Source organism: Methanobrevibacter sp., from assembly GCF_045116495.1.
Taxonomy (GTDB): Archaea; Methanobacteriota; Methanobacteria; order Methanobacteriales; family Methanobacteriaceae; genus Methanocatella.
The window spans coordinates 1-9,692 of the sequence record NZ_JBGULU010000117.1 but is presented as its reverse complement, the minus strand read 5'-3'; the positions used below and the strand labels follow the sequence as shown (position 1 = coordinate 9,692).

Genomic DNA, 9,692 nt, shown 5'->3' with positions numbered 1-9,692 from the left:
TCCATCAATCGTCAGCTCGACGTTTCCTCCAGAAATGACCTCTCCTTTGGAATTGGTCAATAAAACTTTAAAGGTTTGTGAAGAATCTTTGTATGAAGATCCGCACTTCCAGGTAAGTTTGGAAGGATTTCTTTCGAAAACATCAATAGCACAAGATCCGGCTGTTCTCTTTACAATGGCATCACCCGGAGCCCTATAGCTAATAGTGTACTTACCTATATTCAAATTGATAGGCACTGATGCAATTCCATTGCTATCAGTAATGCTTGAATAACTTTTACCGTCAACTGTGAAAACGACTGTCTTTTTAGCCAAAGGAACCTTGCCTGCAGTGAAGGCCACTCTAAAATTAGTACCTGCTTCAAAACCGAAAGCCCTCAATCCGTTAACTGTCAATGCAGTGTCATTGGTTTTAAGTACAGTGACTGACTTTGACACTTTTGAAGGTTTGAAGAATTTGTCTCCTGAAAACTCATAAACGACATTGAAAATTCCTTCAGTCATAGGTAATTTAAAGTTAACTTCGCCTTTGCTGTTTGTCTTTCTATAGTATGTGTCTCCATTGATTTTGATTTTTATGCTTTTTCCGACTTTGGTAGCTCCGCCAATACTGGTTGAAAACTTGACATTGACATCTTTGGAACAGTTCGGAAGGATAGTGTAAGCATCGGGAGTGTTGACTGTTAATTTGGTAGATGCCTTACTGTAAATCTGAATTGTATAAGATTGTGACAGACCATCCATATTATAGCAGACTGCCTTATATGTGCCTTTCTTTAAATCATTGAACAATAAGCTTACCTGACCTTTATAATTAGTTTTAACCTTATAAACTTTGCCGTTGACCTTGATTTTAACTTTCTGATTGATTAAATCCTTTCCATTGCTTTTCAAGAACTTAACTGTGAATTTCCTGCTGTCCCCTTTCACTTTCTTGAAGTTTGATGCAGAAATTGTTGATAAAATCTTTATATTATTTGTAGATTTGTATCCTGTTATCGGATTTGTTGCAGAAATTTGATAGTTTCCTGGCTTAAAACCCAATGCAAGAGTTGCAATTCCTTTATTGTTGGTTTTTTTAGTGTATGATTTTCCATTTGCAGTTATTGTAACCTCAATACCTTTTAAAACATTGCCATAACTGTCAAAGAAGGTTGCAGTGTATTTCTGACTGCTTTTGTAATATTTTGTAATGTCTGTGGCTTTGATTGAAGGCAATATGCTGATTTGTGAGGCCACACTGGAGGCAGCATATTCATTATCACCACCGAAAGTTGCAGTTGCAGTGTAAGTTCCCGGATTTAAATTCAAAATGATGCTTGCAATGCCCTGATTATTTGTCATATTAGCATATTTTACGTTATTTATAACAAAATTAATATTTTTGTTGGCAATTGTGGTGTTTGAAGTAGAATCCTTTAAGATAACCTCATAAGATCCCTTATAGTAGATGCTTGTATCTTGTGGAGTCATTTGAGTCTGATTTTTAACATTTTCCGTCAATACAACATCGTCAATGTCGTTTAATTGAACACCCTCTTCAAGATTGATTGGCTCATCATCAACAGGACTTGCCACATCTAAATCAGTTACATTGACATCACCTGCCTGAATCGCACCTATTGAAAAAAACACGACAAAAATTATAAATATTGAAAGTGGTATCTTTTTAATCAAAACTCACTGCCTCCATTATAATAATAATTATTTTAAAGAGCCGATATAAATTTTTTGTCACATCTGATATAAAATTTTCATATGAATATGTACAATTAATTAAATTCAAAACTAAAAAAATAAATCGTTAATGCAAAAAATAGTAATTTTCCAAATCTTGGATAAACTGGCGTGAAAAAATACTTTGCAAATGCTCTCGGCAAAATAGTATTATTTATAAAAAATATATAATAATTCATGCAAAGAAGAGGCGCTGTCAATTTACCGCTCCATGGAGGCCATCCTCCAAAATGGCTATTTACAAGAATGGTTGACCTATCCGGAGCACTGGCCAGCGTCATCATTGAAGAGTACAGCATAGCCGAATTTTTGAATCGTATTTCAAATCCCTACTGGTTTCAGGCATTTTCCTGCGTTTTGGGTTTTGACTGGCACTCATCAGGGACCACAACAACAACATTGGGTGCTCTTAAAGCTTCACTTGACCCAGAAGAACATGGAATTTATTTAACCGGAGGAAAAGGTGCCAAATCCCGGAAAACACCACAGGGCATTGAACATGCAGGAGAAGTGTTTAACCTGAAGACAAAAACAACCGAAAAGCTGGTCGAGACAAGTAAACTCTCTGCTAAGATTGACAACTCCTGCATTCAGGACGGATACACATTATATCAGCATAACTTTTTTGTTACTGAAAAGGGCGATTGGGCAGTTGTCCAACAGGGCCTGAACACCGAAAACAAATATGCAAGACGGTACCACTGGCTTGGAAGTGAAGTCGATGATTTGCTCAATGACCCCCACAGCGGAATTTCATGTGACCGGATGACTCCTCAGACCCTGAATATGCCTTCTGAAGACAGCAAAGAAGCTCAAAAGATAAGTGTTGATTTGATAAATGATAATCCAAACCATTTAAGACAATACTTTAAAAGAAAAAACAATCAACTACTTCTGGAAGACTTTACCATGCCTGCCCACCATCCCGTTTTGGACATGGACATTTCAGACAAGGAATTTGAAATCTTAACCAAGGCATGGGAAATACAGCCTGAAAACTATGAAGAACTGATATTGCTTCAGGGAATAGGTCCTAAAAAGATAAGAGCTTTGGCATTAATATCCGATTTGGTATATGGAGAGCCTGCAAGCTGGAAGGATCCTGTAAAATACAGCTTCACACACGGAGGAAAAGACGGTTTTCCATATCCTGTTGACCGTGAAGTCTATGACAATTCAATTGAAACTATAAGAGATGCCCTTGACCAGGCACGCATAAAAAAAGAAGAAAAATTAAAAGCGATTAAGAGATTGGATGACTTTATCTCTTAACGATTTTCATCATGAATATTAACTGTTTTTCCATGAGCGGTCGGTATGACTTCAAGAACAGGATTTTCAAATTCCAAATCAAACTCAGCACCGTCCATCAGCAAATGCTGAAACACCGCAAGTGATGAGACTTCAGAGTGAGGTTGGGTTGTAACTGAAACATTCCAATCGGCAGCTTTATAGACTTTTCCTGGAACTTTAGCTCCACCAACAACAATTAAAATGTCAGAACCATCTTCACGAATCTCAGGTGCTACCTCATGAGCCTGTGAACCATACATTGTCAGGTGAACAACTTTACCGCCATCCGCTTTCCATTTGTTAATGACACCCATGTAGCTTTCTGAGTATTCTATTTCGAAATTTCCTCCAAATCTTGAAGCTGTATCTCTTACATTTTCCATGAGTCTGTTGTCACGTTCTCCGGCAAGATAAATTTTGCTGGCTCCAAATGCACGGGCAGTCAGGCATACATGAGTTGTAATACGAGTATCCCTTTTTAATCTGTGATCCAATCTTAAAACATTAACATTCATACTAATCAATTAATAGATTAATTCTGAAAATATTTAATAATTACTGAAATCAGGTGAGATGACCACATTCAAACAATTGGAGGTAATTTAAAAAAATATGTTAACAAGTGATTTAATTCGGATTTTGATGAATGATTATGACATCAGCGGTCGATCTCACCAATAATGATTATGAAGCTTATTATATATAAAATAATGGTTTTTTAAACTTCAATATTGATTTTAACTTGTAAAAATAAGTTATAAGTAAAATAAAGCTATTGACATAAACAATAAAGAGAATAATCTTCCAACCTCATTACTCATTCCCAATACATCACCATTAGCCAAAACAAAATTGCGCCTTGCAATTAATGCAATTAATAAACCGCTGACAATGGCTCCTATAACACCCATCATACCAACAAAATTGCCTAACAATAATGCAATTACTGCAATTATTAATGTGGATGCTAAATAATTTGACAATGTTGTTTCTTTTATAAAATAACTGCCGATTCCGGGAGTCAATGGCTTGGACAATAATGCTGTTGTAAGAAGAGATGTTTTTGCAGTCATTTCACAAATTATAATGCCAAAAATAAAATTATAATCCAGTATATTGTACAGACCGGCAATTGTTAGGCTGGCAACCAAAAATAATGTTGCAACACCACCAGCTCCAACTGACGGGTCTTTCATGATTCTTATTTTCTTTTCAGGATCTCCATGAACCATAACACCATCTGCCATGTCCATAACACCATCAAGATGGTTGTAACCGGTAATGAGCATTAAAAACGCATAAACAATAGTTGCTGTGAAAAATGAATTCAAGTGTAAAAATTCAATGGAAACATATCCGCAGATGGCAGCCAAAATACCGATAAAAATATGTAAAAACGGCCAGCACCAGGTAAGTTTGGTCATATACTCAATTGAAGTAAATACATTAATTGGAAGTATTGTTGAGAATGTTAAAAGTCCTAAAAGTGACCTGATTGGTGAGAATTCCTCATCTTCAAAATAATCATCATTTTCCATTTTTATTCCTCAAAAATTTTTGACATGCATCCTGCAATCAAACCTGCAAAAATATCATCAAGCATTGGAGGTAAGCCATAAATAATTCCCGGCTTTGCCTCTTCATATCTTTTAAAATTAAATGTTGCCTTGGTTCCGGCAATTTGATTTGCAATGGCAATGCCCAACACTTCATCAGTGTGGAAATACTCCGGATCATCAGCTACGTCAACTTCCCTTATGTGACGTCCGGTCAAATCCTGTTCTGTTCTCATTGCAGCAATCAATAGTGCAATAACATTGATATCAGTTAATGATTTAAGAATCTGTGCTTCAAGTCTGGCCTTCAAATCCTCGGTTATTTCAACACCATCCGCAAGTTCCAAACCTGCTTCAACCAAATCTCCAATCAGTATTCCTTCAGATACAAAATAATCCAAAATACCAAAGGTCAAATCCATTTTTTCAAAGGCATCCTCAATACTTATCTCAATTGCATCTTCAATTCTTGTTTTTAAATTGTCAATGTCTATTCTATCATACAATGCATTGTTAATGTCCAAAACCTTACCGTCACCATTGACCTTTGCCAAAATTGCCAAGAAATCATTTTTGTTTAAAATATTCTGAATATGCAAAGGAATCGCCATGTTGGCCAGCACTTTTGCTCTGATATTTGTGGCGATTTTGAATATTTTAAGCAAATCACGAGGAGCGATAGCTTTATCAATGTAGATTACATGACTTATATTGATTCTTGCATCTCTAAATCCTTTTGGAGAGTTTGCAACCTGTAAATTGTCAGTAAAATCTTCAATGACAACATCATTGGAAAGAAATGTGAAAACTGTTAAATCACCATATGAATTTACAAAATAATCCAAAGAATCTGATGCCTGTGCAATATAAGACCCCTGAAGCTGGTTAAAAGCCTCAGCTCTTTTAGCAGTGGACACGAATTCATCTTTAGCGTTTAGAATATTAACGTTTTCAACAATATCAATGCCGTCACCTACGGTAAAGTCACTGAATGCCAAAAAATAATCGGGATTGTTAATGCAAATTCCATAATCCTTTTTGATGACGTTGATTTTACTTTCCATATTATGCCCCTACACGATTAATACATATACTATATTAATCATTTAATTTAAATTTATATTAACAAATGTTAAATGGAATTATATTATGACAATTATTATTGACCCACAATCTAGCGGAATAGCTGGAAATATGATAATAGGTGCATTGGTTGATTTGGGCGCCGATTCTGATAAGTTAAAGGAAATAATGGAAAAATCAGCAGAAGAATTTGGAAAAGTCGAAGTTACATTCGATAAAGTTGTTAAACATGGCATTGATTCAACATTTTGTCATGTGGAAATGGTTGAAACCAAACCTGGAATTCCATATCCCGAATTTATTCAAAAAATTGAAAAACTGGATTTGGACAGAAAGGTTAAGGAAACTTCCATTAGAGTGTTTGAAAGGATTGCTATAGCCGAAGCACAAGTTCACGGCAAAAGCCTAGATAACATTCATTTTCATGAAGTAGGAGCCAGTGATGCAGTAGCAGATGTAATTGGGTCAATATATGCATACTACTCCCTTAATATGGATAATCAGAAAGTTATAGGGCTACCTATAGCTGTTGGAGGCGGAAGAGTAAAAACCGCTCATGGAGTGATACCTGTTCCCGCACCTGCAGTTGTGGAAATCCTCAAAGATGCAAAAATGGTTGGAGGACCTGTTGAATCAGAACTTGCAACACCAACAGGATGTGCAATCTATGCCGAAATCTGTGATGAAATAAAAGATTTCATTCCTCTCATAAAACCTGAAAAGGTAGCATATGGAGCTGGAAGGAAAGATTTTGACCATCCTAATGTATTGAGAATAATAAGAAGCTCAGATATGGCAGAAAGTGACAGTATTGATGTTATTGAAACAAATATCGACCATTTAACCGGAGAGGAAATCGGATATCTGTTTGACAGACTTCTTGATGAGGGAGCAAGCGACGTCTCAATAACCCCTATAATAATGAAGAAAAATCGCCAGGGAAGCCTTTTAAAAGTAATTTCTGCCCGTAAAAATAGGGAACATCTAATTGACGTGATATTCAAGGAAGTCGGCACATTGGGCATTAGAATCACACCTAACCTGCATAGGGGAATCGCAAAAAGAGAATTTGTCAAAAAAACATTCAACATTAACGATGCAGATTATGAAGTGACATTTAAAATAGCTTACATTAACGGCGAAATCATTTCAAAAAGACCGGAATACAAAGATTTAAAAAGAATAGCTGAAGATAGCGGACTGCCTTTAAGAAAAGTTAAGGAGATGATAAAATGAAAAAAGCCATTTCCGTTTTCTCAGGAGGTCTTGACTGCTGTGTAGCAACAACCGCCTTTGCAAAAGATTGGGACATTCATGCAATAACATTTAATTATGGTCAAAAGGCATTCAAAAGGGAATTGAAAGCTGCAGAAGAGATATGTTCTAAAATGAATTGGACCCATGAAGTTATTGATCTTCCATGGCTTGCAAAGATAAGTACTTCCAGTCTAAATACCGATGAGGAAATCCCTGATGTCAATGTTGAGGATTTGGATGATTTTGAAAAATCAAGCCAAACAGCAAGCAGCGTTTGGGTTCCAGCAAGAAATATGGTATTTACTTCAATTGCAGTATCATATGCTGAAAGCATGAATGCTGAAGCAATAATTGTCGGATGGGATAAAGAAGAAGCTGAAACATTTCCCGACAATTCAAAAGAGTTTTTAGAAAAATTCAACGAACTTATTGATGTAGGTTCCCCTGAAAATATAAAGATTGAAGCACCAGCCATCGATTTGAGCAAAGAGGAAATAGTGAAATTAGGAGTTGAGGTCGGTGCTCCAATGGAATTAAGTTATTCCTGTTATAAAGGTGGCGACAAACATTGTGGTGTTTGTGAAAGTTGTATGAGGCGCAAAAGAGCCTTCAAACAACTGGGAATAGACGATTTAACTGAATATGAAAGTTAATCATATTTTTCCAAATCTTTTTTCCAGTCTGAATCCTCTAAAGACTCATTATACCTTAAACAATATGAAGCATTCCTAACAGAAACATATGCATCTTCAACACCTTTTCTAGACTTTTTATAATTGGCAACATGGGTTCTTCTAATTCCAATTTGGCCTGCTTCAGAATAGGAATCAATATCTGCACCAATAAATATAAATTCCCAATTGTGATTTTGAATCATATTCTTAATTTGAGGTTTTGAAAATTCAACTGAAGAGTTTTCCATACCATCAGTCATTATGACAAACAACACTTTATTTTCAATTTCCTTATCTAGAGTTGTTATTGTTCTTCCAATCGCATCCAAAAGTGCAGTTGAGCCTCTGACAAAATATGTGTCCTTTGTAAGTTTATCCACATCATCGATAGGTTTTCTTTTGTATAACAGTTCGTATTCATGGTCAAAGAGAATTGTTGTTACGTTTGTTTCACCTTCATTTGTTCTTTCTTTTTCAATGAAGGAATTGAAACCACCAATTGTATCGTCTTCAGAACCATACATTGACCCACTACGGTCAATCAAAAATATCAAATCTAAATTTTGGGCTATTTTGGTCATCTTTTTTCACTTCCAAATATTTTAAAGGTTTCTAAATATGGACTTTGTTAATAAGTTATTAGTAACTTACACACATTATATTAACTTAACTATTATTTATACCTTTCGAAAATGAAAAAAATGAAAAAATAAAAAAAAGTTATTTTATGTCTTTAATAATCTTTTTACCATCATCAGTAAGTCTGTAAAGGCGTCCTTTCTTATATTCGGGGTTAACACACTCCAAAAGATCCAATTTTCTAAGTTGAGTTAAAACATTTGAGATGTGATTCGGCAATATGTTGCAATCACTGGCAATATCCCTTGGCATCTTAACATCACCGTCAGATAGATCTTTCAAGACATTTACCCTATATGATGAATTATTGACATAACGTACAATATCATCATATTCCATTGCATCTTCTTTCTTATCAGCCATATTATCCTCCATTAAAGTTGAAATCCACAATTTGTACAAAATTTATCTCCGACAGAAATTAAATCCCCGCAATTCGGACATTTAAAGTCATTTTCAATTTTAGCACCGCAATTTGTACAGAATTTAGCATCTTCTTCAATTTTAGCACCACAGCTTGGACAATGAATGCCTCCTTCATCTTCCGCATGTGATGATTCAAATCCTTCTTTTGGTTTAGGCACATCACCCAACACCGGAGAAGAATAAAAATCTTTCTGATTTTCTATTTCGTGAATCAATTCATTCATGACAGCTATCCTTTTTGAATCGGCCGGATGAGTTGAGAAAAAATCATGATTATTCGGATTTCTTCCAGACATTTCCTGCCAGAACGCAGGAATTGATGAAATGTCATATCCTGCCCAATGAATTATCATCATTCCCAGCCTATCCGCTTCAAGTTCCTGGTCTCTTCCCCACGGATTCATCAGGAAATATTGTGAACCGACACTGGCCACATTGGTAGCGGCCCTTGTTAAATCGCCAACTCCTCCCAATCCCATAAGGTCAAGTGCAAAACTTCCAATCCATGCTGCTGAGGTGATTACATTTTGAGCATTTTGAGCACTCATCCTGGTCCGTGTATGGTCAAGAAGTGCATGAGCCATTTCATGACCTAAAATAAATGCCACTTTTTCTTCAGTATTTGCAACAGAAAGAATACCTGAAAACATTACAATCTTACCACCAGGCATGCAAAAAGCATTGACAGTATTATCACCGACCAAATGAAAATCCCACTCATAATACTCATGAGTATAATCACTGCGGCCAATTTGAGCCAAATAATTTTCAACAGCCTGAATTAACTTGATAGCAACATTCCTAACGATTTGACCATTGGGAGTGTCATCTAAAAGTTGTGCTTTACTAATAATAGTATAATACTCCCTGTACGAATCTTCAAGAAACTTATCATCATTTACAATGTCGAAATGTGACTTGCCGGTGAACGGATTGAAACTACTTCTATCATCTTTTGCCATAGTTAATAATATGTTATTAACATATATATTTAAGTTTGTGTAAAACAAACATTCTTGGAAAAAAA

10 protein-coding genes are annotated in these 9,692 nt (G+C 35.6%); 3 read left to right on the top strand and 7 right to left on the bottom strand.

Annotation, left to right across the window (positions count from 1 at the left end; all coding sequences use genetic code 11):
* Positions 1–1,677, bottom strand: a 1,677-nt coding sequence (locus tag ACJMLH_RS06410) for a hypothetical protein (RefSeq protein ID WP_405275873.1), incomplete at its 3' end; no start/stop codon positions are given.
* Positions 1,678–1,914: 237 nt separating this feature from the next.
* Between ACJMLH_RS06410 and ACJMLH_RS06405 the strand changes: the two genes are divergently transcribed.
* Positions 1,915–3,009 carry a DUF763 domain-containing protein gene (locus tag ACJMLH_RS06405; RefSeq protein ID WP_405275871.1) on the top strand — a complete coding sequence of 365 codons (1,095 nt, stop codon included), beginning with the start codon at positions 1,915–1,917 and terminating at the stop codon, positions 3,007–3,009.
* Here the strand turns inward: ACJMLH_RS06405 and ACJMLH_RS06400 are convergent.
* The 3 genes from ACJMLH_RS06400 to ACJMLH_RS06390 form a co-directional block, all read right to left on the bottom strand.
* Positions 3,006–3,545, bottom strand: coding sequence for a tRNA (cytidine(56)-2'-O)-methyltransferase (locus tag ACJMLH_RS06400; RefSeq protein WP_405275869.1), 540 nt, complete (start codon positions 3,543–3,545; stop codon positions 3,006–3,008). The genes ACJMLH_RS06405 and ACJMLH_RS06400 overlap by 4 nt on opposite strands.
* Before the next feature lie 240 nt (positions 3,546–3,785).
* Positions 3,786–4,568 carry an adenosylcobinamide-GDP ribazoletransferase gene (gene cobS / locus ACJMLH_RS06395; protein WP_405275867.1) on the bottom strand — a complete coding sequence of 261 codons (783 nt, stop codon included), beginning with the start codon at positions 4,566–4,568 and terminating at the stop codon, positions 3,786–3,788.
* A 2-nt stretch (positions 4,569–4,570) separates the two neighbouring features.
* Positions 4,571–5,650: a phosphatidylglycerophosphatase A gene (locus ACJMLH_RS06390; protein WP_405275865.1), complete on the bottom strand. Its 1,080-nt coding sequence runs from the start codon at positions 5,648–5,650 to the stop codon at positions 4,571–4,573.
* A gap of 85 nt (positions 5,651–5,735) precedes the next feature.
* Between ACJMLH_RS06390 and larC the strand changes: the two genes are divergently transcribed.
* Positions 5,736–6,905, top strand: a complete 1,170-nt coding sequence (gene larC / locus ACJMLH_RS06385; RefSeq protein WP_405275862.1) for a nickel pincer cofactor biosynthesis protein LarC — start codon at positions 5,736–5,738, stop codon at positions 6,903–6,905.
* The gene (gene queC, locus ACJMLH_RS06380) at positions 6,902–7,579 is read left to right on the top strand and encodes a 7-cyano-7-deazaguanine synthase QueC (RefSeq protein WP_405275860.1); all 678 of its coding nucleotides are present in this window, start codon (positions 6,902–6,904) and stop codon (positions 7,577–7,579) included. The genes larC and queC overlap by 4 nt, the downstream gene beginning before the upstream one ends.
* Here queC and ACJMLH_RS06375 read toward each other — a convergent pair.
* The 3 genes from ACJMLH_RS06375 to ACJMLH_RS06365 form a co-directional block, all read right to left on the bottom strand.
* Positions 7,576–8,181 carry a vWA domain-containing protein gene (locus tag ACJMLH_RS06375; protein ID WP_405275858.1) on the bottom strand — a complete coding sequence of 202 codons (606 nt, stop codon included), beginning with the start codon at positions 8,179–8,181 and terminating at the stop codon, positions 7,576–7,578. The two genes, queC and ACJMLH_RS06375, sit on opposite strands and share 4 nt — an antisense overlap.
* Positions 8,182–8,320: 139 nt before the next feature.
* Complete coding sequence (locus ACJMLH_RS06370) at positions 8,321–8,602, bottom strand: transcriptional regulator (RefSeq protein WP_405275856.1); 282 nt, start codon at positions 8,600–8,602, stop codon at positions 8,321–8,323.
* Positions 8,603–8,613: 11 nt separating this feature from the next.
* Positions 8,614–9,627: a M48 family metallopeptidase gene (locus ACJMLH_RS06365; RefSeq protein ID WP_405275854.1), complete on the bottom strand. Its 1,014-nt coding sequence runs from the start codon at positions 9,625–9,627 to the stop codon at positions 8,614–8,616.
* Positions 9,628–9,692 lie beyond the last annotated feature (65 nt).

Bases quoted from the DNA above. Each gene is read 5' to 3' on its own strand.
- ACJMLH_RS06405 (WP_405275871.1), top strand. From the start codon at position 1,915: ATGCAAAGAAGAGGCGCTGTCAATTTACCGCTCCATGGAGGCCATCCT.
- ACJMLH_RS06400 (WP_405275869.1), bottom strand. From the start codon at position 3,545: ATGAATGTTAATGTTTTAAGATTGGATCACAGATTAAAAAGGGATACT.
- cobS (WP_405275867.1), bottom strand. From the start codon at position 4,568: ATGGAAAATGATGATTATTTTGAAGATGAGGAATTCTCACCAATCAGG.
- ACJMLH_RS06390 (WP_405275865.1), bottom strand. From the start codon at position 5,650: ATGGAAAGTAAAATCAACGTCATCAAAAAGGATTATGGAATTTGCATT.
- larC (WP_405275862.1), top strand. From the start codon at position 5,736: ATGACAATTATTATTGACCCACAATCTAGCGGAATAGCTGGAAATATG.
- queC (WP_405275860.1), top strand. From the start codon at position 6,902: ATGAAAAAAGCCATTTCCGTTTTCTCAGGAGGTCTTGACTGCTGTGTA.
- ACJMLH_RS06375 (WP_405275858.1), bottom strand. From the start codon at position 8,181: ATGACCAAAATAGCCCAAAATTTAGATTTGATATTTTTGATTGACCGT.
- ACJMLH_RS06370 (WP_405275856.1), bottom strand. From the start codon at position 8,602: ATGGCTGATAAGAAAGAAGATGCAATGGAATATGATGATATTGTACGT.
- ACJMLH_RS06365 (WP_405275854.1), bottom strand. From the start codon at position 9,627: ATGGCAAAAGATGATAGAAGTAGTTTCAATCCGTTCACCGGCAAGTCA.